This is a genomic window from Dokdonella fugitiva (assembly GCF_004342425.1).
Taxonomy (GTDB): Bacteria; Pseudomonadota; Gammaproteobacteria; order Xanthomonadales; family Rhodanobacteraceae; genus Dokdonella_A; species Dokdonella_A fugitiva.
Window position 1 is genome coordinate 313,793 of record NZ_SLWQ01000001.1, and the last position, 23,941, is coordinate 337,733.

Genomic DNA, 23,941 nt, shown 5'->3' on the forward strand with positions numbered 1-23,941 from the left:
GGGCGAGGTCGCGAACCGGTTCGCCCCCGCGGCCCCGCATCCGCTTCCCACGACACCGAGGTCATCATGCGCATTCGCACCCTGCCCGCCCACCTCCCGCTGGCACTCGCGCTCACCCAGCTGCCGACGATCGCCTGCGCGCAGACGGCGCAACTGCCCGACTTCACCTACCAGGGACGCCTGCAACAGGACGGCCATCCCGCCAACGGAACCTACGACCTCGGCTTCGCGCTCTACGATGCTGCGACCGGCGGCAACATGATCGGAACCGAACAGACCGAACCGCAATTCCCCGTGACCGACGGCCTGTTCACCGTCGACCTCGCGTTTCCGGCCGCGTTCGACGGCCAGCAGCGCTGGCTCGAGGTCAAGGTCAACGGCCAGCCGCTCTCGCCTCGTCAGGCGATCTCGACGACGCCGGTGGCGCAGTACGCGCTCAGCGGAAATCCGGGACCGACCGGTCCCCAAGGCGTGCCCGGACCAGCCGGCCCGACCGGCCCTGCAGGGTCGCAGGGAGCGACCGGTGCGACGGGTCCGCAAGGTCCAGCGGGGCCGCAGGGGCCGCAAGGCGCGACCGGCCCGCGTGGCGCCACGCGCGGCATCGTTGCGACCGTCGTCAACGCGGACGGCACGGCACAGGTCCCGACCGCATGCACGATCACGAAGCCCGGTACGGGTCAGTACTTCTTCGCCTGTCCACCAGCGCTGTTCAATGGGCATCTCGCGCAACCCATGGTCACCGCTCTAGGCAGCGCGATCGTCACCGAGTACACCGGCTACAGCACGGGTACGACGATCAACGTCGACCTGCACCTGTCCGCCGACGCAGTCTTCAACATCGCCCTGATCGAAGTCGGCGACACGCCGCTGTCGTCGACGAACGCCGCGCCGGACAGCGCCGCCCCCGTCCGCATCGGCACCATGCCCCCGCGATAGCGAGGGCACGGCGCATCAGGCGGCGAGTCGTGCCGGATCGAGGTCGCGCCAGCGCGGCGGCACCGGCCACTCGTCGACCGCGATGCCGTGGTCGAACGCGCGGCGCACGTCGCGGCGATCGAGATGCGGAGCGAGGCGCGCGACGAACTCGAGCGCGTACTCGCGCAGCACGCGGTCGCGACGCAGCACGATCCAGGTCGTGCAGGTCGGCAGCAGGCCATCGATCGGCAGGCCGACGACGTCGCGATCGGCGGGATCGAGCGCCATCTCGGCGAGCACGCCGACGCCGAGTCCCGCGCCGACGTAGGTGCGGATGAGGTCGGCGTCGCGCGCGGTGAACGCGAGGCGCAGCGGCAGGCCTGCGTCCTCGAATGCGCGGCGCAGCGACGACTCGGGCTTGAGCGAGGATTCGTAGCTCACCAGCGGATGCGCGGCGAGATCGGCGAGGGTCGGCGCCCGACCGAGTTTCGCCAGCGCGTGCGCCTTCGGCACGAGCACGACGCGATCCCAGCGGTAGACCGGCAAGGCGAGGCCCGCCGGCGGCGGCGCGCCCGCGGTCGAGACGATCGCGAGGTCGCTCTGGCCGCGTTCGAGCAGTTCGAGGATCTCGGCGTCGCCACCCGGCTGCAGATGCACGCCGACCTCGGGATAGCGGCGGCGCAGCGCGGCGATCGCCGACGGCAGCGCATAGCGGGCCTGCGTGTGGGTGGTCGCGATGCGCAGTTCGCCCTGCGCCTCGTTGCGCAGGTTGGCGGCGAGCGCGCGGATGTTCGCGGCTTCGGACTGGATGATGCGGGCGCGCTCGATCACCTGCGCGCCGGCGGCGGTGATCGCTTCGAGGCTCTTGCCCCGGCGCGTGAAGAGGGAAAAGCCGAGCTCTTCCTCGAGTTGCTTGAGCTGCTTGCTGAGGCCGGGCTGGGTCGCGTGGACGCGCTCGGCGGCGAGGGTGATGTTGAGGCCGGAATCGGCGATGGCGATGAGGTAACGCAGCTGGGTCAGCGTCATGTCGGTGAGTCCACGGGCGGTCTGTGTCGGTGGCTGGTCGAATCGATGATCGTGGTCGGGCAACACATCGCCTTGAACGTGGTCTTGGACATCGGGGATTTCATGATCGGCTCCTGGGACTCGGTTGCGCCGCGCGTGACGCGCGGATCGTGCAGCCTACCCGAGCCCCGTTTGGATGTCTATCCGTCCAAAAACCCGCCACGCGCGCGGCGGCGGCGGTTCTCCGGGCGACATGACCGGCCGTCATAAGCCACGCGGCGCCGGTCATTTCCGCGCCGCCGACGCCCGTCCTAGCCTGTGCCGCCGTCCTTCCGCGTGCCGCCATGTCGCTGTATCCGCTGTTCGCCGACCTGCGCCAACGTGCCGTCCTCGTCGTCGGCGGCGGTGTCGTCGCGACGCGCAAGGTCGACGGCCTGCTCCGCGCCGGCGCTGCGGTCACCGTCGGTGCGCCCACGCTCGAGCCGGCGCTCGCGGCACTCGCCGCGGATGCGCGCATCCGCCACGTCGCCGCTGCCTATGCCGAGGAGTGGCTCGATGAAGGACGCGGCGGAGACGGCGACGGCGATGAGCCGGCCGGCTACTGGCTCGTCGTCGTCGCGACCGACGACGCCGCGCTGAATCGCCGGATCGCCGCGGCGGCGCGGCGCCGGCGCCTGTTCGTCAACGTCGTCGACGATGCGCGACTGTCGAGCTTCCACGTGCCCGCCGTGGTCGACCGCGCCCCGTTGCAGATCGCGATCTCGTCGGGCGGCACCGCCCCGATGCTCGCGCGGCTGTTGCGCGAGCGGCTCGAGGTCCTGCTCGACGGCGCGCTCGGCCCGCTCGCCGCGCTCGCCGCGCGCTTCCGCGCGCGCATCCATGCACGCCATCCCGAAGCGGCGGCGCGCCGGCGCTTCTATTCCTCGCTGTTCGGCGGACCGGTCGCCGACCTGCTGCGCAGGCAGCAGCCCGCACTCGCCGAGGCCGTCCTCGAAGCGGCGTTGCGTGCGCCGGACGCACCGTCCGCAGGGTCGGTCGTGCTCGTCGGCGCAGGCCCGGGGGATCCGGGCCTGCTCACGCTGAAGGCGCTGCGCGCGCTCAACGAAGCCGACGTGATCCTGCACGACCGGCTCGTCGGACCCGGCGTGCTCGCGCTCGCGCGGCGCGACGCGACGCTGATCGAGGTCGGCAAGACCGGCGGCGCGCGTTCGACCGCGCAGGAACGCATCCACGCGTTGCTGCTCGAGCACGCGCGCGCAGGCCGCCGCGTCGTGCGGCTCAAGGGCGGCGACCCGTTCGTGTTCGGCCGCGGCGGCGAGGAACTCGAATTCCTGCGCGCCAACGGCGTCGCGTACGAGGTCGTGCCGGGCATCACCGCGGCGCTCGCCTGCGCGGCCTACGCGGGCGTGCCGCTGACCCACCGCGACCACGCGCAATCGGTGCGCTTCGTCACCGCGCACTGCCGCGATTCGCTCGACACGCTCGACTGGCACGCGCTCGCGCAGGAGCGGCAGACGCTCGCCGTGTACATGGGCGTGGCCGGGCTGGAGACGCTGCGCGAGCGCCTGCTCGCGCACGGCCGCGCGGCGGCGACGCCGTTCGCGCTGGTCGAGAACGGCTCGCGCGAATCGCAGCGCGTCGTGCTCGGCACGCTCGGCCAGTTGCCGGACGTCGCGAACACGCACAAAGTATGCACGCCGGCGCTGCTGATCCTCGGCGAGGTCGCCGCGCTCGCCGGGGCGCTGCACTGGTACGGCGCGCCACCGCTCGGCGGCGTGCGCGACGTGTCCCTGCGGCGCGCGGCCTGATCGATGTCGTGCCCGCGCACCGTTCGGCGTTCATCGCCGCGCCACCGAACCCTGAGGACCCCGACATGATCCACGACAGCATTCTCGACACCATCGGCCGCACGCCGGTCGTCAAGCTGCACCGCCTCGCCCCCAAGCACGTCGAGCTGTACGTGAAGGTCGAAGCGTTCAACCCCGGCGGATCGGTCAAGGACCGCCTCGCGATCGCGATCATCCTCGACGCCGAGCAGAAGGGCCTGCTCAAGCCCGGCGACACGATCGTCGAGGCGACCTCGGGCAATACCGGCGTCGCGCTCGCGATGGTCGCGGCCGCGCGCGGCTACAAGTTCGTCGCGATCATGACCGAGACGTTTTCGATCGAGCGGCGCAAGCTCATGCGCGCGTACGGCGCCAAGGTCATCCTCACCCCGGCCGCCGAGCGCGGCACCGGCATGGTGCGCAAGGCCGAGGAGCTCGCGAAGAAGCACGGCTGGTTCCTCGCCCGCCAGTTCCAGAACCCGGCCAACCCGGCCTATCACCGCCAGACCACGGCCGCGGAGATCCTGCGCGATTTCGCCGGCCGCCGCCTCGACTACTTCGTGACCGGCTGGGGCACGGGTGGCACGCTCACCGGCGTCGGCGAGGTGCTGCGCGCGGCGCGGCCCGAGGTGAAGATCATCGCGAGCGAGCCGGCCGGCGCGGCGCTGCTGTCCGGCAACGAATGGAAGCCGCACAAGATCCAGGGCTGGACCCCCGACTTCGTGCCCGAGGTGCTGGACCGCAAGGTCGCGCACGCGATCGAGCCGATCGACGACGTCGTCGCGCGCGACACCTCGCGCCGCCTCGCGGCCGAAGAAGGCATCTTCGTCGGCATCTCCGCGGGCGCGACGCTCGCTGCCGCGCTCAAGGTCGCCGAGTCCGCGCCGCAAGGCTCCGTGCTGCTCGCGATGCTGCCGGACACCGGTGAGCGCTATCTCTCGACGTTCCTGCTCGAGGGGGTCAATGAGGGGTCGGATGACGAGTGGCTGGCCGGGTTGGGCTGAGGCCGCAGGGTCTGCCGGCGATCACGGCGTTCCCCTGTAGGAGCCCACCCTGTGGGCGGGCGCAGCGCCGCAATGCACCGAGGCGCGACGGTCGCGCACGGGGCGCGCTCCTGCAGGCGGTGTGCATCGCGCTCGTGCGTGAGCAACGGTCTTCGCCAGGTCGACGCTTCGAACGTTCGCGCTGGACGGAATTCTGCGGTGTGTCGGAAGCCGCCGGCATCGCCGGACAGCCTGCCACGGCCGTGCGCAGCCGCGTGCGGGGGAATTTCCCCTGCCGGCGGAAGCTATCCCGGCGCGCGTGGCTCGCCGGCGAGCGCGGCATCGACCGCGGCCTGTGCGTGCAGCGCGGTCGTGTCGAACAAGGGCACCGTCGCGTCGGCCGCACCGACGAGCAGGGCGATCTCGGTGCAACCGAGGATGATCGCCTCGGCGCCATCCGCGACCAGCTCGCGGATGATGTCGCGATAGGCGGTGCGCGAATCGTCGCGCACGATGCCGAGGCAGAGTTCGTCGTAGATCACGCGGTGCACGCGCTCGCGCGCTGCTTCGCCGGGCACGAGCACGTCGAGCCCGTGCGCGCGCAGGCGCTCGTGGTAGAACGCCTGCTCCATCGTGAAGCGCGTGCCGAGCAGGCCGACGCGCGCGACGCCGGCGGCCTTGATCGCCGCCGCGGTGGGGTCGGCGATATGCAGCAGGGGAATCGCGACGGCAGCTTCGATCGCGGCGGCGACCTTGTGCATCGTGTTCGTGCAGAGCACGAGGAAGTCCGCGCCCGCGCGTTCGAGCGACTGCGCCGCCTCGGCGAGGGTTGCACCCGCGGCATCCCAATCACCCGCGTGCTGCAGCCGCTCGATCGCATCGAAGTCGACGCTGTGGAGCACGAGCCTGGCCGAATGCAATCCGCCGAGGCGCCGCTTCACGCCTTCGTTGACGAGGCGGTAGTAACCGGCCGTCGACTCCCAGCTCATGCCGCCGATCAGGCCCATCGTCTTCATTGGCACATCGTCTCCGGCACGCGTGCCGCGCAGGCCACGGCGGGACCCTCGTCGCAAAAGAAAACGGGCGCCGCAGCGCCCGTCTTCCATCCATCGGTTCGATCCACGGGACCGCGCGGCGTCACGCCACCTTCTTCCACTGGCCGAGCGCGGCGAGGCCGTTCTGCTTCGCGCGCAGCACGACCATGTCCTGCGCGGCCTTGAAGTTGGCCTGCATGTCCTTCGCCCACAGCTGCAGCGCGGCGGTCTGCATCGCGCGGCCGTAGGAGAACGACAGCGGCCACGGGTGCGGGCCCATCTGGTTCATCGCGTTGAGATGCGCGGTGGCCTGCTCGTCGCTCTGGCCACCGGAGAGGAACACGATGCCCGGCAGCGTCGCCGGCACGGCCGACTTGAGGCAGCGCACGGTCGCCTCGGCGACGGTCTCGACGTCGGCCTGGTCGGCGCAGTCCTTGCCGGACACGACCATGCTCGCCTTTAGGATCGTCCCCTCGAGCAGCACGTTCTGCTCGTACAGCGCGCCGAACAGCGAACGCAGGGTCGCTTCGGTGACTTCGTAGCAGACGTCGATGTCGTGGTCGCCGTCCATCAGCACTTCCGGCTCGACCATCGGCACGATGCCCGCTTCCTGGCACAGCGCGGCGTAGCGCGCGAGCGCATGCGAGTTCGCCTCGATGCAGGTGCCACTCGGCGTGTCTTCGCCGATCGTGATGACCGCGCGCCACTTGGCGAACTTCGCGCCGAGCTTGGCGTACTCGGCGAGGCGCTCGCGCAGGCCGTCGAGGCCTTCGGTGACGAGTTCGCCCGGGAAGCCGGCGAGCGGCTTGGCGCCGATGTCGACCTTGATGCCGGGCAGGATGCCCGCGTCCATCATGATCTTGGTGAAAGGCACGCCCGCCTTGGTCGCCTGGCGGATCGTCTCGTCGTACAGGATCGCGCCGGAGATGTGCTCGCCGAGCTTGGGCGCGGTCAGCAGCATCTCGCGGTAGGCGCGACGGTTTTCTTCGGTGTTCGGCACGTTGACCGAGTCGAAGCGCTTCTTGATCGTGGCGGTGGACTCGTCGATCGCGATGATGCCCTTGCCCGGTGCCACCATCGCCTGGGCAACGCTTTCAAGCTCTTCGATACTCATCAAACGGCTCCGTGACGAAACGCAAAGACGCCACGGCCGCAGGATGGCTCGGCCGGGCGGGTGATTTGCAGGGCCGGGGATTATAGGTCAGTTCCGCCGCAGGCGCTGCCCGCGGACCCGACCAGCCACCCATGCGTTCAGTGCGGCGACTGCCAGCGCCGCGCGAGGCCGACGCCGAACGCGTCGCCGTCGGCGAGGTCGAGCGCGAGCGTCTGGGTACCGGTCGAGGTGTCGACGAGCACGCTACCGTGCTCGTCGGCGAGCGAATCGGCGAGGTCGGCGATCACGAACGCCTCGACCAGCCAGCGGAACGCGCCGGCGAAATCGGGGCAGGCGCCGTTCGCCGAGAGGTTCTCGTCGCCGCCTTCCTGCGAGGTCCAGTAGTAGATCCCCCCGGCCCCGCAGGCTTTGGTCGGTGGCGGCCGGTACAGGAGCCCGCCGAGGCCGTCGCCGACCTCGGTGAACAGCAACGTGCTCGATTTCAGCAGTTCCTGCATCTTCGGCGAGTAGTCGCGCTGCATCGCCTCGGCCGACGTACCCCAGTCCTCGAGCATTGCGCTGTAGGCATCGCGCAGGCGATCGGCCGGGGTCATCGAATGGTCGCCGATCGTGATCGCGCCGACCGCGCGCTGCATGGACAGGAAATCCGCCGGCAGGTCGTAGCCGACGCGCTGGCGCGCACGATCCAGCTCGGCCGGGCCGGCGGGCTTGCCGGCCTCCAAGTAGACCGCGACGTCGTGCTCGCGCGCGAATGCGCGGGCTGCCTTGATGAACGCGGCGACGCGTTCGCCGAATGGCCGGCCGGTGCCGGCGAGCAATGCGGAGACCGGCGCGAAGTCGAGCAGCGCGATCGCCTGCTCGCCCTTGCGCGTGCGGCCCTTGCCGCCGTCGCCACGCAGCACGTACTCGCCATGCGCGTGCAGCGCGTGGGGCCCGGGCACGAGCTCGAAGCGGCACAGCACGCTGCGTGCGGCGTCGCCGCCGACGTCGCCGCGCAGGCTGCAGGCCGGCTTGCCGTCGACATCGACGACGATGTCGACGCGGGCGGCCTGCCACGGCGACAGCACCTCGACCGGCGCGGCCTTCGCAGGCACGCCGGTGAACGCCGCACACACTGCAGCCGCGATTGCGGCCATCATCGGAAAGCGCAGGGAGGCCGCCTGGGGCATCGGAATCCGTTCCTCGTTTCGGCGCCCGGCCGGGCGGGGCATGTCTCAGCGGTCGTTCCAGCCGAGCTTGTCGATCTGGCACTGCTTCATGACCGCGGTGCGCGCGGCCGGGTCGGTCGGTGCATTGAACGGGAAGATGAGCCAGCTGAACACGCGATCGCGCCCGGCGTTCGTCACGGTCGGCTCGAAGCGCATGTTGGTCGCCATGCTGGTCGCGATCTTGGCGAGGTCGCCCGCGGGCACCACGCGCTGCACCTTGATCGTGCTCGTGTGGCCGTCCTTCTCGACCACGAACGACACGGTGGCGCAGCCGGGCGAGCTGATGTTGCGCGCCATGATCGGCACGTCCGCCTCGACCGACGAATTGACCAGCGTCCAGTAACCGGCGAGCTTGTCCGGCACGACGACGCGTGGCGGCAAGTCCGATTGCGCGAAGACGACGGTGCTGGACAACGCGAGGACGGCGAGTGGAACGGCACGCAGCATGACGCGACCTCCTGTGCGATCGATGATGCAGTTTACGCCGATCAGGGCGAGGCCTGAGGCTGAACGGCATCGCGCTTTCCGGCACTCCTGCGGGAGAAGTTTGGGGAACAACCGTCTCGATGTCATTCCGATGCAGGATCGGCGTCAGGCGCGATGCCCGGCATTCCGCTGCAGGAGCCCATCCCGTGGGCGACCGCTGCGGTGCGATGCAGCGGGCGCGGCGTCGCGCAAAGGGTGCGCCTGCACCTGTTGCTCATGTGCGGCGCGAACCACGATGCTCTTCGGCCCTCGCCCCTCGAAACCTACAGATCACTCAAGCCCTCCGCGACCCCGTCCGCGCCGACCATCAGCAGCTTCAGCGTATTGGTGCCGCCGCCCTGCCCCGTGTGGTCGCCATTGGTGACGAGCACGCGGTCGCCGACCGCGAGGTGGCCGAGGCGGTACAGGTGCTGGATCGCGTCGCGCGACGCCTGCGTCGGGCCGACGCCGTGCGCGTCGAACTCGACCGGGTAGACGTCGCGGTAGAGAAGCATGCGCCGGCGCGCGGCGGCATTGCGCGAGAGCGCGTAGATCGGCACGGTCGAGCGATAGCGCGAAAGCCACTGCGCGGTCGCACCGCTCTCGGTCAACGCGACGATCGCGCGCACGCCGACCTGGCTGGCGAGGAACATCGCGCCGAGCGCGATCGCCTGGTCGGTGCGATCGAGGCGATGCGCGCCGGGGCTGAGGTCTTCGGTCGGTTCGAACTGGCGCTCGGCACCGAGGCAGACGCGGCGCATCGCCGCGACGGCCTTGTCCGGATGACGGCCGGCCGCGGTCTCCTGCGACAGCATCACCGCATCGGTGCCATCGATGACCGCGTTGGCGACGTCGAGCACTTCGGCGCGCGTCGGGATCGGCGACTCGACCATCGACTGCATCATCTGCGTCGCGGTGATGACGACGCGCGAGCGCGTGAGCGCCTCGCGGATGATCTTCTTCTGCAGGCCCGGCAGTTCGGCGTCGCCGATCTCGACGCCGAGGTCGCCGCGCGCGACCATCACCGCATCGGACGCATCGACGATCTCGGCGAGGTTTTCGATCGCCTCGGCGCGTTCGATCTTGGCGACGAGCGCGGCGCTGCCGCCCGCCTCGTGCAGCAGGCGGCGCGCCTGCTCGATGTCGTCGGCGACCTTGACGAACGATACCGCGAGAAAATCGGCGCCGAGTTCGGCGGCGAGGCGGATGTCGGCGCGGTCCTTGTCCGACAGCGCGGCGACCGTGAGGCCGCCGCCGAGGCGGTTGATGCCCTTGCGGTCGGACAGGCGGCCGCCGGCGAGGACGCTGCAGCGGATCGTGCGGTCGCCGACGTCGAGCACTTCGAGCGAGATGAGTCCGTCGTCGAGCAGCAGCACGTCGGCCGGCTTCACGTCGCGCCAGAGGTCGTGATAGCTGACGCCGACGCGCGTCGCGTCGCCGGCCGGCGCGTCGGCGCGGCAGTCGAGCGTGAAAAGGTGGCCCGGTACGAGTTCGACCGGGCCGGCGGCGAAACGTTCGATACGGATCTTCGGGCCCTGCAGGTCGGCGAGCACGCCGACCTCGACGCCGAGTTCGGCGGCCGCGGCGCGCACCGCGGCGGCGCGCTGCGCGTGGTCGGCCGCGCTGCCGTGCGACAGGTTGAGGCGCACGACGTTGACGCCTTCGGCAACCAGCTTCTTCAATGCGCCCGGCGCGTCGGTCGCCGGACCGAGCGTGGCGATGATCTTGGTGCGGCGAAGCTGTTCTGCCATCCGCGTCGCTCCGTTCGGGACAAGCCCGTTACGCTAACAGCGTCGCCGCGGCGGCGTCCATCGCGGCATCGACCTCGTCATGCGCTCGGGGCGAGCAGGCCGGGCAATTGCGCGGGCGCGTCGGCGATCGCATCCGCGCCCGCGTCGCGCAGTTCGTCGACGCTGCCGAAGCCCCAGGCGACGCCGACCGCGCGCACCGCGTTCGCCTTCGCGCCCTCGATGTCGAAATGGCGATCGCCGATCATCGCGGCCGCCGCCGGGGCGACGTCGAAATCGGCGAGCGCGCGCGCGATCATCGCCGTCTTCTCGCTGTCGCGGCTGCCCGGTGATGCGGCATACACGCGCGCGAAATGCCCGCCGAACGGCAGGCTGCGCACGATCTTCCCGGCGTAGAGATCGACCTTGCTCGTCACGACGGCGAGCGCGACGCCACGCGCGGCGAGCGCATCGATCGCGCCGGCGATGCCGTCGTAGACGCGATGCTCCTGCCAGCCGACGTCGCTGAAGCGCTCGCGGTAGTGATCGACCGCGCGTTCGACCGCGGCCGGATCGTCGCCGAGCGCGAGCGGGAACGTCGCGCGCAACGGCGGACCGATCCAGCCGCGCAAGGTCTCGCGCGGCGGGCTCGGGGCGCCGAGGCGGCCGAGCGCGTATTCGATCGAGTTGACGATGCCCGCCTCGGAATCGATGAGGGTGCCGTCGAGATCGAACAGCGCGAGCCTCATCCGTCGAAGCCGTTCTTGAAGATGAGGTCGGACAGCGCGCCGCGCTGCAGGTTGAGCACGAAGCCTTCCGCGCTCGTCGCGGCGACGCTGACCGTGAACGCGTTGCCGGGCGCGGTCCAGCTCTCGCCGACCTTGAACATCGAGCCCTCGTTGTTGGAGACGTTCGCGGGCGGCACGCTCGCATCGACGCTCCATGCGGGCTCGTTGCGCGTGGTATCCACCTCGTGGATGATCACCGCGTCGCCGGCGAGGTTCGCCTCGTAGTAGCCGCTGCGCTTGCGCGCCTCGATCACGTAGTAGTGCGAGGCCGGCGCCGGCGGCGGCAAGGTGACGACGATCATCTGCACGCGGGTCGACCCGCGCAGGCTCGCGCGGTCGAGCACGATGTTGTTGTAGGCGCCGTTGGTCGACACGGTCAGCTTGCGCGCGGCGTCGATCCAGCCGAGGCGGTCGCGCGACCAGATGCCGATGTGCTTGGGCTGCGCGCCGTAGGTCGCGTCGTTGCCGGCGTTGTGCCAGGCATCGCTCATGACGTCCCACGGGTTGTCGTAGGGATCGCCGTCGCCGTCGGAGTTGTTGGCGTGCGGCAGGCCGAAGCCATGGCCCATCTCGTGCGCGAGCGGCGCCTCGTTTGCGTAGCCCCAGGGCGGCTCCCAGGTGACGTACCAGACCCTGGTGACGCCATCGAGCGTCGCATAGCGGCTGCCGCCCCAGGCGTAACCGTCGAGTTCGTCGTTGTAGAACGTGTTGACGCCGACGAAATTGGCGAAGTTGACGGTCGCGTCGGCAACGCCGGTGCAATCGGCGAACAACTGGCTCAGGTTGGCCGAGCCGTTCGCGGGCACGTAATACGAGCGCGGGTGCGGCAGGGTGAACCAGCCGTAGGCGACGCTGCCGGCGACATTGACCTTGTCGTAGGACACTTCGCGCCAGTAGTGGTCGAGCCGGCCGGTCTGGTTCGACAGCATCGTGCTGAAATACGGCACGTCGTGGGGCTGCGCGGCGACGTCGTTGAACCGGCATGCGAGCGTGACCCAGGGCTGGCTGCCGGCCACCCGCGGCGCCGCTACCGCGGCGACCGATGCGTCGGCGGCGACGATCGCGTCGGCGAGGATGCGGCCGCCCGGCCATGGCCCGGGCTGCGAGGCAAGGGCTACCTCGCGGCCGGCGAGCGCGTAGAGGTCGCCGGCCGCGCGCTGCGCGCTGGCGGTGTCGAGCGCATGGCGCGTGCCGTCGGGCTCGACGAGCTCGGCTTCGAACAGGCTCGCCTGCGCCGAGCCCGGCGCAGGATCGCCCCAGCGCAGCTCGAGCGTACCCTGCAGCAGGTCGTGCGCGGCGAGCGGCGTGGTGCAGGCGAGCGCGAGGCCCGCGATCAGCAATCGGTTCATGGCGTGGTGGCGTGTAAGCGGATGCGCAGCCTAGCAGGCCGTGCCACGGCGGCCTGCGACCGCGCGCACATCCTCGTCAGCCGCGCGCCTTCAACGCCGCGACCGCCGGCAACTCCTGGCCTTCGAGGAACTCGAGGAACGCGCCGCCGCCGGTGGAGATGTACGACACGCGGTCGGCGACGCCGTACTTCTCGATCGCCGCGAGCGTGTCGCCGCCGCCCGCGATCGAGAACGCATCCGACGCGGCGATCGCGTGCGCGAGCGTTTCGGTGCCCTTGCCGAACGCGTCGAACTCGAACACGCCGACCGGCCCGTTCCAGACGACCGTGCCCGCCTTGGCGATGAGGCCGGCGTAGCGCTTCGCCGTGGCCGGACCGATGTCGAGGATCATGTCGCCGGCGGCGACGTCCTCGACGTTCTTCACCGTCGCCGGCGCGTCGGCCTTGAACTCGGGCGCGACGACGACGTCGGTCGGCACAGGTACCTCGGCGCCACGCGCCTTCGCCGCGGCGATGATCTTCTTCGCCGTGTCGATCAGGTCGGGCTCGAACAGCGACTTGCCGACCGGATGGCCCTCGGCGGCGATGAAGGTATTGGCGATGCCACCGCCGACGATCAGTTGGTCGACCTTGCCGACGAGCGTCTCGAGCAGGGTCAGCTTGGTCGACACCTTCGAACCCGCGACGATCGCGAGCAGCGGCCGTGCGGGATGCTCGAGCGCCTTGGCCAGCGCATCGAGTTCGGCCATCAGCAGCGGGCCGCCGGCGGCCACCTCGGCGAAGCGGATCGCACCGTGCGTTGACGCCTGCGCGCGGTGCGCGGTGCCGAATGCATCCATCACGTAGACATCGCAGAGGGCGGCATACTTCTTCGACAGGGCTTCGTCGTCCTTGCCTTCGCCGACGTTCATGCGGCAGTTCTCGAGCAGCACGAGCTGGCCCGGCGCGACCTCGACGCCGTCGAGCCAGTCGCGCACGAGCGGCACCTCCCGGCCGAGCAGTTCGCCGAGGCGCTTCGCCACCGGCGCGAGCGAATCCTCGGCGCTCCACTGCCCTTCCTTCGGCCGGCCGAGGTGCGACATGACCATGACCGCGGCGCCTTTCTCGAGCGCGAGCTTCAGCGTCGGCAACGCGGCGAGGATGCGCGTCTCCGAGGTGATGCGCCCGTCGTCGATCGGCACGTTGAGATCCTCGCGGATCAGCACGCGCTTGCCGGCAAGGTCGAGATCGCTCATGCGCACGACGGACATCGGGAACTCCTCGGGTTTTCGGGGCGGGAAAACCCGTCATTACAGCGGCGAACCGTGGCGGGTGCAAATTCGCGCGGCGGGGCGAGGTGCGGGCCTGAGGGCTGGAGGGGGCGTAGGGCGGATCAGGCCGCGCAGCCGCGGATCCGCCTTCACGGCTCCGCGTCGTCGCAGGCGGCTCCGGTCTTCGGCCTCGAGCCGCTGCCCCTCCGCCCGCTCCGCGCGTGTCAGTGCGACGTGCCGCAGACGAGCGTACGCCGCGTGGTCGAAGCGGGATATTTCGCGAGCATCGCTGCCGGCCGCTGCGGCCGGCGCTCGAGCCCGCCGCCGCAGTTCGGGCAGGCGTGATCCAGCCGCTGCGCGACGCACGCCGCGCAGAACGTGCATTCGAACGAACAGATCATCGCGTCCGCGGCATCGGGCGCGAGATCCTTGCCGCAGCATTCGCAATGGGGTCGCAGTTCGAGCATGGCGCACCTCGCGGGAAACGGGTCGCCATTGTGTGCGTGCAGCGGCCGCGCGACGACGGCCGCAGGACGCCGCACGGATGGAGCCAATACCACGTGGCCCCGGGCGCGAAGCGCGAAATGGCCCGCGCCCGCCGCCGGGGGCGGCGCTAGCATGCGCTTCCCCGCCACGACGGAGCGCGCATGAGTACGCACACTGCAATGATCGCCTGGCAGCGCGGCGACGCGAGCTTCGCCGACGGCCGCTATTCGCGCCGGCACGAATGGCGCTTCGACGGTGGTAGCGTGATCGCCGCGTCACCGTCGCCGCACGTCGTGCCCGCACCATGGTCCGACGCGACCGCGGTCGATCCCGAGGAAGCCTACGTGGCCGCGATCGCGAGCTGCCACATGCTCTGGTTCCTCTCGCTCGCCGCCGAGCGCGGCCTCGTCGTCGACAGCTATGCCGACGACGCCGTCGGTACGATGGCGCGCATCGCACCGGGCCGGCAGGCGATCACCGAAGTCGTGCTGCGCCCACGCATCGCGTTCGCCGGCGCGCAGCCCGAATCGGGCGTCGTCGATGCCCTGCATGAGGCCGCGCACGAGCGCTGCTTCATCGCCAATTCGGTCAAGACGACGATACGCGTCGAGTCGCCGGCATGACCCTCCGCGGCGCGCGGCCGAAGGCCGGAGCCGCCGGGTCGGGACAGCGAGCTGCGAAGCGACGTGTACGGCCCCCCGTGTCGGAGCACAACGTGTGCGCGACCGTCGCGCTTCGATGCACGGCGACGCCGCGGTCGCCTGCGGGAAGCCCGTCCCGTGGCTCGATGAAGGATGTCGCGGCTTTCGCCGCCGCGACGCTCCTCCAGGCTGATGGAGACTGCGCTCGTCCGCTCGCCTCAGGGAGGCGATGAAGCCGGCGGCAAGGCGGGTAATCCGAGCCGCTCGCGCAACGCCGCCTCGACCGCTTCGGGCGCATCACCGCCGACGCGGCGATAGACGATCGCGCCGCTGCGGTCGACGAGCAGCAGGCCGGGCGTGCCCTTGACGCCGTACTGCTTTGCGATCGCGTCGCCGTCGCGCACGAGCGTGAAGGTCTGTCCCCGTTCGCGCAGTTCGGCGACCGGGTCGCCGTCGTCCTGGATGTCGATCGCGTAGACGTCGAGCTTCGCCTTCCCCGCCGCGTCGTACACGGTTTGCACGTGCGGCATCAGCGCCTTGCAGTATGGGCACCAGGTCGCCCAGAACATCAGGATGGCGGGACGCTCGAGGTGGTCGGGATCGAACCGGATCGAATGCCCATCGGCGCCCCTGCCTTCCCAGGGCGACGCGCGCACGCCTTCGGCGGCGGTGGCGGTGGCACTGGACAGCAGCAGCAACAACGACAGGCGGAACAGGATGGCGCGCATGGCGGTACTCCGTGGGCAACGCCATCCGGACCGGCACGGCGGCGGATTCCTTGCGCCGGTCGCGGCATTCACGCGCTATCGCCTGCGCGTCCCGCCTTCGGCCTCGTGCAGGTACGTCGTGAATCCGTCCTTCGACGCCGGCATGCCATTGAGCAACATCAGTGCACTCACCTGCCCGCGGTGGCCACTGCCGTGCGTGATGACGTGCATCAGCATTTCCTCGCGCGACATGCGCCCCGCCGCGCCGTCCGTGAAAACGAAGTCGATCGACTCCCCGAGCGCGTCGGCGTCGAGCGCCGCGACGTAGTCGACGTATTCGCGATCGCTGGCGCGGATGTCGCCGGACAGTTCGTCGAGTGTCGGCAGCACGGCGGGATTGGCCGCGCGATGGCCGTGCGCGTGCCCGCGCAGGTGCGCGGCGAAGATCCGGTCGACCACGTAGGTGTGGGCGAGCGCCTTGATCGCGAGTTCCCGCGGTGCCGGCGCATCGAGCCTGGCGAGATCGGCCAGCAGTGCATCGTTGGCCCAGGCCTTGTAGCGGAACAGTCGTTGCAGGGTCTGTTGCATGGGATCGCCCTCGCTGGTGGATTCGCCGGGCTCCTTGCCCGCGTGCCCGGCCCGCGGAAAAATATGAGCGATAACTCGCATTTTTCGTACTCGCATTCGGCGGCAGGCGACAGCGATGCGCAGGGCAGCACTCCAACCGCGGAAGATCGCCACGCAACGGCGCTCGCGCGCGACGGTCGACGCACTCGTCGAGGCGACCGCTCGCATTCTGGTCAGGGAAGGATTCGACAAGGCGAGCACCAACCGGATCGCCGAAGTCGCCGGAGTCGGCATCGGATCGCTGTACCAGTACTTCCCGGGCAAGGAGGCACTCGTCGTCGCGGTGGCCGAGCGCCACCAGCGCGAGATCATGCAACAGGTGCAGGCGCGGCTGGCCGGGATCCTCGACCAACCGGTGCATGCCGCAATGCGCACCATCGTCGCCGCCGCGATCGACGCGCACCGCGTGGACCCCGCGTTGCATCGCGTGCTGGCGGAGCAGATTCCGCGCGTCGGCAAGCTCGCCGGCCTCGCCACGTTCGATCGCGGCAACTACGCCGCGTTCCGGACCTGGCTCGAGGCGCGCCGCCGCGAGCTTCGCGTCGCCGATCCCGAACTGGCCGCGTTCGTCTGCGTCAACGCGATCGAAGCGCTGGCGCACAACGCGGTGCTGCACGCCCCGAAGATGCTTTCGGACGAGCGCGCCGCGGCGCTCGTCGAGGAAGGCGCGCGGATGCTGGCCGGCTACCTCGCCCCGCGGCACGCGGGCGGAAGGCGTGTCAGCCGGCGAACTCGTCCGGCGTGATGCGCAGGTCCAGTTGCCGGTCGCGGCGCAGCACGCGGATCGTCGCGGGGCGCGCGATCGCGTCGGCGCCGAGCGCGCGATGCAGCGCGTCGATGCCTTGCACTTCGGCGCCGTCGAACGCGACGACGATGTCGCCGACTTCGACGCCGGCGCGCGCGGCGGCGCTGCCGCTCGCGACTTCCATCACGCGGATCGCCGCGTCGGATGCGAGCTGGAACCAGCGCACGTAGCGACGCGGCAGGCGCAGGTTCTGCGCGCCGAGGCCGAGCGAGGCGCGCCGCACGCGGCCGTGGCGCATGAGTTCGGCCACGACCTGGTTGGCCGTGTCGATCGAGGTCGCGAAGCAGATGCCCTGCGCGCCGGCGATGATCGCGGTGTTGACGCCGATCACGCGGCCCTGCGCATCGAGCAGCGGCCCGCCGGAATTGCCGGGATTGAGCGCGGCATCGGTCTGGATGACGTCTTCGATGAGCCGCCCGCCGGTCGCGCGCAGGCTGCGCCCGAGCGCACTGACGACGCCCGCGGTGACCGTGCAGGCGAAGCCGAGCGGATTGCCGATCGCGATCGCGAGCTGGCCGACGCGGATGCCGCGCGCCGAACCGAGCGGCAGCACCGGCAACGCCTTCGGCGCGGACACGCGCAGCAGCGCGAGGTCGGTGTGCGGATCCTCGCCGATGAGGTCGGCGGCGAAGGCCTGCCCGGCGGTGGTCGTCACTTCGATACGCCGCGCGCGATGCACGACGTGCGAATTGGTGAGGATCAGGCCGTCCGGCGTGAACAGGAAACCCGACCCGCCGCCGCCCGGCAGCGCGCGGCCGGCGTCGTCGCTGCGGCCGGACACGCCGATCGCGACGACCGCGGAGGCGGACGCATCGACGACGCCGCTGACGATGCGCGAATACGCATCGAGGGCGGTCGCGTCGGCCGTCGCTGGCGCGTCGCCGTCCGGCGCCGGGATGTCGTCGTGGAATTGGTCATCGAGCATCGCGCGTAGATGGGGGTCCGCGCGCGCCGCTCAAGCGCTATGCGTCCGGCGCGCGCGGCGGCGCGACCGCGGTCGTCGAACCCTTGGGTGGGCGTGCCTCGCCCAGCAGGATGCCGATGTAGTAAGCGACGTAGTACGCGACGAGCAGGCCGAACAGCGCGAACGTGAGCGGGCTGCGATGGAACGCGGCGAACGGATCGGCGCCGGCCGCATGCGCGCCGTCGAGCACGGGCGCGAGCACGAATGCGCGATAGGCGAGGCGGCCGAGCAGCAGCGCGGACAGCACGACGCCGATGCCACCGTGCGGCGTGTAGCTGCGTCCCTCCGGCGTGGTCTCGAACGTGGTCAGGCGCAGGCCGACGACGGCGAGCAGCGCGCCGGCGCCGAACCCGAGCGTGAGCGCGAGCGCCATCGCCGGGTCGCGCGCGCCGCGCAGCATGAGCAGCACGGCGACCACGACGAGCATCGCGATGCGCGCCCGCATGCGTGCCGGCTGCACGATCTGACGCCCGAACAGCCGGCGGAAGCGCCGGTACAACATGAACACGATGAGCATCGCGAAACCCGCCGGGGCAAGGGCAGTCGGGGTCATGGCCATATTCCGCCTGGGGTGATGGCGTTTATCTGCGCCTTTCGCGCGGTCCTGGCAAGTGTGACGGGCGACACATCGGCCGAAAGTGCCAAGGAATGGCAGGTGTCCCCGTCGCGCCGGCCGGGAAACCGCCCTGTGACGCGCGTACGCGGCGTGGCACGACGTTTGCTTATTCCCCATGGACATACGACGACCGAACGGCTCGACATGCTGGCCACGATGGATTCCTTCGAAACGCTTTGCGGCAACCGCACCCCGGCTGCGACGGCGACGGCTGCCCCGGGCCGCGCCTTGCAGTGGCGCACGCGTTACGACGGCCTGGTCACGGTCGCCTACATCGGCAGCAAGGCGGTCGCGGGCATCTCCGGCCCGTGGTCGGGCAAGTACGCGCTGACCTGGTGGGAACGGCCGATGCCGGCGCGCGAGCTCGAGCTGCACGACTCGCTCGGCTCCGCCCAGCGCGAAGTCGAGGAATGGGCGCTGCGCACCGGCGACGACTACATCCTGCCGCTGCCGCCGCAAGCCGCGCACGCGACACCGCGCGCCACCACCGCCGGCCACGCCGCGCGCAAGTCCGGCCTGTTCGACCGCCTGCGCGCACTGCTGCCGCTGCAACCGTCGACGAGCGAGAAGATCGAGCGCCTGCGCCGCGAACGCGTGCAGGATGACGCCGATCTCGGCGACCTGCGCTTCGCCGCCAACGAGTGACCGCGGCGGCGCGCGCCGCTGCCCATGGGAGCGGCGGAAGCCGCGATGCTTCTGGCGCCGCGCTGATCGGCGGCACGCGCTGCGCGCGTACCACCCTACCGTGGTCGACACTTCGCGCATCTTCCGTTCGCGCCGAGCGCAGCCCGCGCAGCGGGCGGAGTCGAAGCGCCGGCGCCGCTACCCTCCGCGCCGCGAGCGCTTCGCCAGTCGGCGCACGTAGATCGACGTGGTCGAGCCATCGCCGGTCTTGCGCTTCTCGATCTCGAACAGCCCGCTCGCGGCGACGAGTTCGCTGAGCTTCTGGTAGCCGTAGTTGCGCGAGTCGAACTCCGGCGCCTGCTTGGCGATGACGTTGCCGATCGCGCCGAGGAAGGCCCAGCCCGAATCGTCGGACGCGGCTTCGACGGCATTGCGCAGCAGGTTCATGAGGCGCGTGTCCTGCTTGAGCTGCGCGCCGCTCGGCGGTGCCGGCGACACGGCTTCGTCGTCCTTGGCGACGAGGATTTCGGTGTAGATGAACTTGTCGCAGGCCGACACGAACGGTGCCGGCGTCTTCTTCTCGCCGAAGCCGTAGACGACCAGGCCCGCTTCGCGCACGCGCGCGGCAAGCCGGGTGAAGTCGCTGTCGCTGGACACGATGCAGAAGCCGCCGAGCCGCCCCGAATAGAGCAGATCCATCGCATCGATGATCAGCGCCGAGTCGGTCGCGTTCTTGCCGGTCGTGTAACGGAACTGCTGGATCGGCTGGATCGCATGGGTCAGCAAGGCCTCCTTCCAGCCTTTGAGCTGCGGGCCGGTCCAGTCGCCGTAGATGCGCTTGACCGTCGCGGTGCCGTATTTCGCGATCTCGGCGAGCAGGCCTTCCACGACGGCTGGCTGCGCATTGTCCGCATCGATGAGCACCGCGAGTTTCGTCGACTGTGTCGCCATGCCGGTTCTCCGCCGCCAGCGCGGAGCCTACTCCGTGATCGCGAGGGCGGTAAACCGCATGCTTGCCCGGTGCCGCCCCGGCGCCGCCACGATCGTGCCCGGCGCTCGACACCTGCAGCGACCACGCTCCCGGACAAGGGAGGCACGCATGCACACGGTACGCAGCATCGACCCGAACCGACCCTCGCCCGCGGTGGCGCAAGCGACGCCTGCCCGCCGCGGCTGGCCGTTCGTCGCGCATTTCGCCGCCGCGGAAGCGCGTTTCGCCGCGCGCTTCGCACGCTCGCGCAAGCGCGCGTTCGCCTACGAGTTCATTCGCTTCGGCTGCAAGCAGGCCTGGGCCTGCCTGTTCGGCGGCGCGATGGTCGGGCTGATCGTCGCCACGCACCTGTGGTATCCCGCCGGCGCGCCGCTCGCACGCTACGACGCGCTGTTCCTCGCCGCGCTGGCGCTGCAGGCACTGCTGCTCGCCACGCGCATGGAGACGCCCGCCGAAGCGAAGGTGATCCTCGTCTACCACGTGACCGGCACCGCGATGGAAGTGTTCAAGACCGGCGTCGGTTCGTGGACGTACCCGGAGGCGGCGATCTTCCGCATCGGCGGCGTGCCGCTGTTTTCCGGCTTCATGTACGCGGCGATCGGCAGCTACATCGCGCGCTGCTGGCGCCTGTTCGACTTCCGCTTCACGCGCCATCCGAAGCCGTGGACGATCGCGCCGCTCGCGTCGGCGATCTACGCGAACTTCTACACCCACCATCGCTGGGTCGACCTGCGCATCGCATTGTTCGCCGCCACCGTGCTGCTGTTCGCGCGCACCGAAGTGCACTACCGCGTGTGGCGCGTGCACCGGCGCATGCCGCTGCTGCTCGGCTTCCTGCTCGTCGCCTCGTTCATCTGGATCGCCGAGAACCTCGGCACGCTGACACGCACCTGGACCTATCCGCACCAGGCGCAGGGCTGGATGCTCGTGCGCCTCGGCAAGCTCGGCTCGTGGTTCCTGCTCCTGATCGTCAGCTACGCGCTCGTCGCGATGGTCAACCGGCCGCGGCCGTACGCGGGGCCGCGGCGGCGCCGCGCGCGGCCACTTCAGGTCAGATGGGTGAACAGCAACGCGATGTAGGTGCCGATGCTGAACACGCCGATCGCCGCCATCGCCTCGTGGAAGCGCGGGTTGCGAACCAGCGCGCAGGCGATGCCCGTCACCGCGAACACGAGGTGGAAGCCGAGGTCGAGCGGATGCGGCCACTGGTGGTAGACGATGCGGCTCTTGGCGAGGCTCACGACGATCAGCGCGATCAGGAGCGCGAAAAACCAGCGCTGGTGGTCGTAGTAGTGCGCGCGCAGGTCGAACCCGGTTTCGCCGAAGAAGTCCGGCAGCACGAGCGCGGCGAGCAGGTAGACGACGATCGTCTGCGCGAGCACGACCGAGAACGCGAAGAAGGTCCAGTCCTCGTGATGGCGCAAGTCGAACATCGCCCACCACGACTGCACCGCGATCACCAGCACGAGGATCGACCAGACCACGGTCGGCCAGTACATGCGCAACCGCGCACGCGACTGCATGAGCCCGCGGAAACCCTTCAGCACCTGCGTGATCGCGAGGCCGAGGATGATCGACAGCAGGACCGAGAGGTAGCTGAAGGCGTCCATGGGATCGGGAATGGGGAATGGGGAATGGGGAATGGGGAATGGGGGGCATGCGACTGATGCGTGGGAGCGGCGGAGGCCGCGCCCACGGCCATCAGTCCGTGGCGACCACGGGCAGGTCGATGTGACTCGCCTGCTCGCCCGCGACGTATACACGCTGCGTCGCCTTGCGATAGTCACCCGGCTTGGCGAGGAAGATGTTGTCGACGTACGTCTGCGGGTTGCGGTCGTACAGCGGGAACCAGCTCGACTGCACCTGCACCATGATGCGATGGCCGGGCAGGAATACATGGTTCGCGTTCGGCAATTCGAAACGGTACTTCTGCACCGCGCCCGACGGAATCGCCGACGGATGTTCGAGGCTCTCGCGGTAGCGACCGCGGAAGATGTCCATCGCGACGGCGAGCTGGTAGCCGCCGAGTTCGGGCTGCGACGGCACCTCGTCGGGGTAGACGTCGATGAGCTTGACGACCCAGTCGCTGTCGCTGCCGCTGGTCGAGGCGAACAGGTTCACGAGCGGCGCGCCCGCGATCTTGAGCGGCGCGGTGAGCGGCTCGCTCGCGTAACTCAGCACGTCGGGACGACCGTCGACGAAGCGCTGGTCGACGACGAGCCAGCGGCGCCACGCGTCGCTGTCCTCGAAATGCACGGGCCGCGGCTGGTACGGCACCGGCTTGGCCGGATCGGATACGTACTCGTCGTACGCGGCGCCGTCGGCGCGCGCGAAATCGAGCGTGCCGCCCGCATGCAGCCAGATCGGCTTCGACGTCGCGGAGCAGCCCTGCGCGCAGGCGAGCGGCCAGCGCGACTCGCGCCGCCAGCGGTTCGTGCCGGTTTCGTAGACGAACACCGGCGGCGTATCCGCCTTCGGCGCACCGTCCTTGAGATACGAATCGAGGAACGGCTTCATGACGTCACGGCGGAACCTGAGCGCCGTGTCGCCGTCGAACTTCAGCGCACCGAGCACGCTGCCGTCGTAATTGACGCCACTGTGGCGCCACGGCCCGAGCACGAGGAAGTTTCGGTCGTTGGCGGCATCCTTCGGCTCGACGGCTTCGTACGTCGCGATCGCGCCGTACATGTCCTCCTGGTCCCACAGGCTCGCGACGATCATGCGCGGCACCTCGAGCGGCTGCGCGGCCATCACCGGGTCGAGCGCCTGGCCCTGCCAGTACGCATCGTAGGCCGGGTGCTCGACGATCTTGTTCCAGAAACCGAGCTGGTCGAAGCCGAAGTGCCGGCCGTAGTCGCCCGCGGAGCCGTGCTTGAGGAAGTTCGCGTAGTCGTCGAACGCGCCGCGAGGCACGCGCAGGCTGTCGTCCTTGCGCGCGGTCTGGCCGTAGATGTAATCGAAATTGGTCTGGCGGAACGCGCCGTTGTGGAACCAGTCGTCGCCCTTCCAGCCGTCGACCATCGGGCTCATCGGCACCGCGACCTTGAGCGCCGGGTGCGGATTCACGAGTGCCATCAGCACGGTGAAACCCTCGTACGACGAGCCGATCATGCCGACCTTGCCGTTGCTCTCCTCGACGTGCTTCACGAGCCAGTCGATCGTGTCGTAGGCGTCGGTCGAGTGGTCGACCTTGCTGCCGTTGAGCGCACCCCGCAGCGGCCGCGTCATCACGTAGTCGCCTTCGGACTTGTACTTGCCGCGCACGTCCTGGAACACACGGATGTAGCCGTCGCTCGCGAACACCTCGTCGCCGAGCGGCAGGTTCGCGAGCATGCGCGGGCTCACGTTGCGCTCGGCGCGCTTGCTCGCGTTGTAGGGCGTGCGCGTGAGGATCATCGGCGCGGCGTGCGCGCCCTTCGGGATCATGATCACCGTGTACAGCCGCACGCCGTCGCGCATCGGGATCATCTCCTCGCGGCGGACGTAGTCGGCGTCCTCGCGCGGCGCCTCGAACTTCTTCGGGATGTCGGGCGAGAGCGGCGGCGTCGCGGCGGGCGCCGGCATGGCGCAGGCGGCGAAGGCGGACAGGACGGCGAACGCGCGGATCAACGGGATGGACGACCTCATCGGCGGCTCCTCGATCGCGAAAGCGCCGACGATAAACGCAAACGCGCGCCCTGCGAAGGGTCGCGCCCCGGGTCGGCGCGTGCGCGACGGGACAGCGCACGAAGGTCGCTGCAAGCCCCCGTCCGGCCGTGACGTCATGGATCGATGATCGATTTGCAAGGCAAATGCAAGCAAACCGTGACGACTCGCC

24 protein-coding genes are annotated in these 23,941 nt (G+C 70.1%); 7 read left to right on the forward strand and 17 right to left on the reverse strand.

What is annotated here, in order from left to right; all coding sequences use genetic code 11:
- Positions 1-66 precede the first annotated feature (66 nt).
- Entirely contained in the window at positions 67-936 is an 870-nt protein-coding gene (locus tag EV148_RS19020; protein WP_158287254.1) for a collagen-like protein, read from the forward strand.
- Between the two features lie 15 nt (positions 937-951).
- On the opposite strand, the gene EV148_RS01310 is transcribed toward EV148_RS19020, so the two are convergent.
- Complete coding sequence (locus EV148_RS01310; RefSeq protein WP_131992306.1) at positions 952-1,941, reverse strand: LysR substrate-binding domain-containing protein; 990 nt, start codon at positions 1,939-1,941, stop codon at positions 952-954.
- Between the two features lie 323 nt (positions 1,942-2,264).
- Between EV148_RS01310 and cysG the strand changes: the two genes are divergently transcribed.
- Positions 2,265-3,728 (forward strand): siroheme synthase CysG, encoded by a 1,464-nt coding sequence (gene cysG, locus EV148_RS01315; RefSeq protein ID WP_131992309.1) that lies wholly within the window; start codon positions 2,265-2,267, stop codon positions 3,726-3,728.
- Between the two features lie 65 nt (positions 3,729-3,793).
- The gene (gene cysK, locus EV148_RS01320; protein ID WP_131992312.1) at positions 3,794-4,750 is read left to right on the forward strand and encodes a cysteine synthase A; all 957 of its coding nucleotides are present in this window, start codon (positions 3,794-3,796) and stop codon (positions 4,748-4,750) included.
- Positions 4,751-5,034: 284 nt separating this feature from the next.
- Here cysK and EV148_RS01325 read toward each other — a convergent pair whose 3' ends face one another.
- The 9 genes from EV148_RS01325 to EV148_RS01365 form a co-directional block, all read right to left on the reverse strand.
- Positions 5,035-5,745: an aspartate/glutamate racemase family protein gene (locus EV148_RS01325; protein ID WP_131992315.1), complete on the reverse strand. Its 711-nt coding sequence runs from the start codon at positions 5,743-5,745 to the stop codon at positions 5,035-5,037.
- Between the two features lie 121 nt (positions 5,746-5,866).
- A complete protein-coding gene (locus tag EV148_RS01330; protein WP_131992318.1) occupies positions 5,867-6,877 on the reverse strand; it encodes a class I fructose-bisphosphate aldolase in 1,011 nt (336 codons plus the stop codon).
- 137 nt (positions 6,878-7,014) lie between these two features.
- The gene (locus tag EV148_RS01335) at positions 7,015-8,046 is read right to left on the reverse strand and encodes a hypothetical protein (RefSeq protein ID WP_131992321.1); all 1,032 of its coding nucleotides are present in this window, start codon (positions 8,044-8,046) and stop codon (positions 7,015-7,017) included.
- Between the two features lie 45 nt (positions 8,047-8,091).
- Complete coding sequence (locus tag EV148_RS01340) at positions 8,092-8,532, reverse strand: energy transducer TonB (RefSeq protein ID WP_158287255.1); 441 nt, start codon at positions 8,530-8,532, stop codon at positions 8,092-8,094.
- Positions 8,533-8,834: 302 nt separating this feature from the next.
- Positions 8,835-10,301, reverse strand: a complete 1,467-nt coding sequence (gene pyk, locus EV148_RS01345) for a pyruvate kinase (protein ID WP_131992327.1) — start codon at positions 10,299-10,301, stop codon at positions 8,835-8,837.
- Positions 10,302-10,378: 77 nt separating this feature from the next.
- The gene (locus tag EV148_RS01350) at positions 10,379-11,026 is read right to left on the reverse strand and encodes an HAD hydrolase-like protein (protein ID WP_131992330.1); all 648 of its coding nucleotides are present in this window, start codon (positions 11,024-11,026) and stop codon (positions 10,379-10,381) included.
- Positions 11,023-12,414, reverse strand: a complete 1,392-nt coding sequence (locus tag EV148_RS01355) for a metallopeptidase domain-containing protein (protein WP_131992333.1) — start codon at positions 12,412-12,414, stop codon at positions 11,023-11,025. Before EV148_RS01355 ends, EV148_RS01350 begins: the two co-directional genes overlap by 4 nt.
- 76 nt (positions 12,415-12,490) lie before the next feature.
- On the reverse strand, positions 12,491-13,663 hold the full coding sequence (locus EV148_RS01360; protein WP_131992336.1) for a phosphoglycerate kinase: 1,173 nt from the start codon (positions 13,661-13,663) through the stop codon (positions 12,491-12,493).
- Between the two features lie 224 nt (positions 13,664-13,887).
- Positions 13,888-14,130, reverse strand: coding sequence for a DUF1272 domain-containing protein (locus tag EV148_RS01365; protein WP_131992339.1), 243 nt, complete (start codon positions 14,128-14,130; stop codon positions 13,888-13,890).
- Between the two features lie 180 nt (positions 14,131-14,310).
- On the opposite strand from EV148_RS01365, the gene EV148_RS01370 reads away from it, so the two are divergent.
- Positions 14,311-14,772: an OsmC family protein gene (locus tag EV148_RS01370; protein ID WP_131992342.1), complete on the forward strand. Its 462-nt coding sequence runs from the start codon at positions 14,311-14,313 to the stop codon at positions 14,770-14,772.
- Positions 14,773-15,008: 236 nt separating this feature from the next.
- On the opposite strand, the gene EV148_RS01375 is transcribed toward EV148_RS01370, so the two are convergent.
- Both EV148_RS01375 and EV148_RS01380 read right to left on the reverse strand, forming a co-directional pair.
- On the reverse strand, positions 15,009-15,518 hold the full coding sequence (locus EV148_RS01375; protein WP_131992345.1) for a TlpA family protein disulfide reductase: 510 nt from the start codon (positions 15,516-15,518) through the stop codon (positions 15,009-15,011).
- Positions 15,519-15,593: 75 nt separating this feature from the next.
- On the reverse strand, positions 15,594-16,085 hold the full coding sequence (locus EV148_RS01380; RefSeq protein ID WP_131992348.1) for a DinB family protein: 492 nt from the start codon (positions 16,083-16,085) through the stop codon (positions 15,594-15,596).
- 115 nt (positions 16,086-16,200) lie between these two features.
- Between EV148_RS01380 and EV148_RS01385 the strand changes: the two genes are divergently transcribed.
- Positions 16,201-16,869 carry a TetR/AcrR family transcriptional regulator gene (locus tag EV148_RS01385; RefSeq protein WP_131992351.1) on the forward strand — a complete coding sequence of 223 codons (669 nt, stop codon included), beginning with the start codon at positions 16,201-16,203 and terminating at the stop codon, positions 16,867-16,869.
- Here EV148_RS01385 and EV148_RS01390 read toward each other — a convergent pair.
- Together EV148_RS01390 and EV148_RS01395 are read right to left on the reverse strand one after the other, a co-directional pair.
- Positions 16,844-17,854 (reverse strand): S1C family serine protease, encoded by a 1,011-nt coding sequence (locus EV148_RS01390; protein ID WP_131992354.1) that lies wholly within the window; start codon positions 17,852-17,854, stop codon positions 16,844-16,846. The two genes, EV148_RS01385 and EV148_RS01390, sit on opposite strands and share 26 nt — an antisense overlap.
- A gap of 37 nt (positions 17,855-17,891) precedes the next feature.
- The gene (locus tag EV148_RS01395) at positions 17,892-18,446 is read right to left on the reverse strand and encodes a CcdC protein domain-containing protein (protein ID WP_131992358.1); all 555 of its coding nucleotides are present in this window, start codon (positions 18,444-18,446) and stop codon (positions 17,892-17,894) included.
- A gap of 207 nt (positions 18,447-18,653) precedes the next feature.
- Here EV148_RS01395 and EV148_RS18300 point away from each other — a divergent pair, with 207 nt between their 5' ends.
- Positions 18,654-19,154 (forward strand): hypothetical protein, encoded by a 501-nt coding sequence (locus EV148_RS18300; RefSeq protein ID WP_158287256.1) that lies wholly within the window; start codon positions 18,654-18,656, stop codon positions 19,152-19,154.
- A 177-nt stretch (positions 19,155-19,331) separates the two neighbouring features.
- Here the strand turns inward: EV148_RS18300 and EV148_RS01405 are convergent, their stop codons facing one another.
- Positions 19,332-20,084, reverse strand: a complete 753-nt coding sequence (locus EV148_RS01405; RefSeq protein WP_131992364.1) for an NYN domain-containing protein — start codon at positions 20,082-20,084, stop codon at positions 19,332-19,334.
- 148 nt (positions 20,085-20,232) lie between these two features.
- Between EV148_RS01405 and EV148_RS01410 the strand changes: the two genes are divergently transcribed.
- Complete coding sequence (locus EV148_RS01410) at positions 20,233-21,204, forward strand: DUF817 domain-containing protein (RefSeq protein ID WP_131992367.1); 972 nt, start codon at positions 20,233-20,235, stop codon at positions 21,202-21,204.
- Here the strand turns inward: EV148_RS01410 and EV148_RS01415 are convergent.
- Both EV148_RS01415 and EV148_RS01425 read right to left on the reverse strand, forming a co-directional pair.
- Positions 21,171-21,734 (reverse strand): hypothetical protein, encoded by a 564-nt coding sequence (locus EV148_RS01415; RefSeq protein ID WP_158287257.1) that lies wholly within the window; start codon positions 21,732-21,734, stop codon positions 21,171-21,173. The two genes, EV148_RS01410 and EV148_RS01415, sit on opposite strands and share 34 nt — an antisense overlap.
- Before the next feature lie 91 nt (positions 21,735-21,825).
- Positions 21,826-23,751, reverse strand: coding sequence for a CocE/NonD family hydrolase (locus EV148_RS01425; RefSeq protein WP_131992376.1), 1,926 nt, complete (start codon positions 23,749-23,751; stop codon positions 21,826-21,828).
- Between the last annotated feature and the right edge of the window lie 190 nt (positions 23,752-23,941).

Bases quoted from the DNA above. Each gene is read 5' to 3' on its own strand.
- EV148_RS19020 (WP_158287254.1), top strand. From the start codon at position 67: ATGCGCATTCGCACCCTGCCCGCCCACCTCCCGCTGGCACTCGCGCTC.
- EV148_RS01310 (WP_131992306.1), bottom strand. From the start codon at position 1,941: ATGACGCTGACCCAGCTGCGTTACCTCATCGCCATCGCCGATTCCGGC.
- cysG (WP_131992309.1), top strand. From the start codon at position 2,265: ATGTCGCTGTATCCGCTGTTCGCCGACCTGCGCCAACGTGCCGTCCTC.
- cysK (WP_131992312.1), top strand. From the start codon at position 3,794: ATGATCCACGACAGCATTCTCGACACCATCGGCCGCACGCCGGTCGTC.
- EV148_RS01325 (WP_131992315.1), bottom strand. From the start codon at position 5,745: ATGAAGACGATGGGCCTGATCGGCGGCATGAGCTGGGAGTCGACGGCC.
- EV148_RS01330 (WP_131992318.1), bottom strand. From the start codon at position 6,877: ATGAGTATCGAAGAGCTTGAAAGCGTTGCCCAGGCGATGGTGGCACCG.
- EV148_RS01335 (WP_131992321.1), bottom strand. From the start codon at position 8,046: ATGCCCCAGGCGGCCTCCCTGCGCTTTCCGATGATGGCCGCAATCGCG.
- EV148_RS01340 (WP_158287255.1), bottom strand. From the start codon at position 8,532: ATGCTGCGTGCCGTTCCACTCGCCGTCCTCGCGTTGTCCAGCACCGTC.
- pyk (WP_131992327.1), bottom strand. From the start codon at position 10,301: ATGGCAGAACAGCTTCGCCGCACCAAGATCATCGCCACGCTCGGTCCG.
- EV148_RS01350 (WP_131992330.1), bottom strand. From the start codon at position 11,026: ATGAGGCTCGCGCTGTTCGATCTCGACGGCACCCTCATCGATTCCGAG.
- EV148_RS01355 (WP_131992333.1), bottom strand. From the start codon at position 12,414: ATGAACCGATTGCTGATCGCGGGCCTCGCGCTCGCCTGCACCACGCCG.
- EV148_RS01360 (WP_131992336.1), bottom strand. From the start codon at position 13,663: ATGTCCGTCGTGCGCATGAGCGATCTCGACCTTGCCGGCAAGCGCGTG.
- EV148_RS01365 (WP_131992339.1), bottom strand. From the start codon at position 14,130: ATGCTCGAACTGCGACCCCATTGCGAATGCTGCGGCAAGGATCTCGCG.
- EV148_RS01370 (WP_131992342.1), top strand. From the start codon at position 14,311: ATGAGTACGCACACTGCAATGATCGCCTGGCAGCGCGGCGACGCGAGC.
- EV148_RS01375 (WP_131992345.1), bottom strand. From the start codon at position 15,518: ATGCGCGCCATCCTGTTCCGCCTGTCGTTGTTGCTGCTGCTGTCCAGT.
- EV148_RS01380 (WP_131992348.1), bottom strand. From the start codon at position 16,085: ATGCAACAGACCCTGCAACGACTGTTCCGCTACAAGGCCTGGGCCAAC.
- EV148_RS01385 (WP_131992351.1), top strand. From the start codon at position 16,201: ATGCGCAGGGCAGCACTCCAACCGCGGAAGATCGCCACGCAACGGCGC.
- EV148_RS01390 (WP_131992354.1), bottom strand. From the start codon at position 17,854: ATGCTCGATGACCAATTCCACGACGACATCCCGGCGCCGGACGGCGAC.
- EV148_RS01395 (WP_131992358.1), bottom strand. From the start codon at position 18,446: ATGACCCCGACTGCCCTTGCCCCGGCGGGTTTCGCGATGCTCATCGTG.
- EV148_RS18300 (WP_158287256.1), top strand. From the start codon at position 18,654: ATGCTGGCCACGATGGATTCCTTCGAAACGCTTTGCGGCAACCGCACC.
- EV148_RS01405 (WP_131992364.1), bottom strand. From the start codon at position 20,084: ATGGCGACACAGTCGACGAAACTCGCGGTGCTCATCGATGCGGACAAT.
- EV148_RS01410 (WP_131992367.1), top strand. From the start codon at position 20,233: ATGCACACGGTACGCAGCATCGACCCGAACCGACCCTCGCCCGCGGTG.
- EV148_RS01415 (WP_158287257.1), bottom strand. From the start codon at position 21,734: ATGGACGCCTTCAGCTACCTCTCGGTCCTGCTGTCGATCATCCTCGGC.
- EV148_RS01425 (WP_131992376.1), bottom strand. From the start codon at position 23,751: ATGAGGTCGTCCATCCCGTTGATCCGCGCGTTCGCCGTCCTGTCCGCC.